The 524-nt window shown below is 64.1% G+C and carries 1 protein-coding gene; it reads right to left on the minus strand.

All coding sequences use genetic code 11. The features are described 5' to 3' along the window. Nucleotides 1–58 precede the first annotated feature (58 nt). The coding region (locus tag VBE63_RS31130; protein WP_323686799.1) for a DUF3150 domain-containing protein at nucleotides 59–524 on the minus strand (466 nt) is incomplete at its 5' end.

Consider the following 524-nt stretch of genomic DNA (forward strand, 5'->3'; position numbering starts at 1 on the left):
GCGGTGGCGTCTGTGAGAAAGCGTCTTCCAAACCCGACCGCTTTGTATCACCCATTCTTCACTTCACCGGTGGATGTGTGGCTGAGAATCTTGGCGGTGGTTTGCGGATCAGGGAGGGAAATAACAGGAACGACGCTTCCAGATGCCGGGCCATGCGCTCAACCTCCGAGAACAGGGTCTCACCCACGGCCTCGAGGTCTTCAGCCAGGGTATCCTCCGCCACCGCCAAGGAGGTCTCGATGCGCAACGCCTGCACCCGAAAGCGCAGCTGCGCACGCACCACCTCGAGCGGATCGATGGCCTTGCGGATGGCCGGCTCCCAGCGGGGATAAGCCGCGCACCAAGCATCGATGTGGCGGTCGTAGTCGGCCAGAAACGCCTCAGCCGCAGCGCGCGCCTCGCCGGTCAGCCGATTGGCTTCGCTCAGCACCGCTGCGGCATGGCTGTTCGGCACCAGATAGCCGCCCAGAAAGCGCGTGCCCACGGCCAGCAACTCACGCTCGACCTGACGGCGTTTGCGATGG

The sequence above is a fragment of the Lamprobacter sp. genome (assembly GCF_034860625.1).
Lineage (GTDB): Bacteria > Pseudomonadota > Gammaproteobacteria > Chromatiales > Chromatiaceae > Lamprobacter.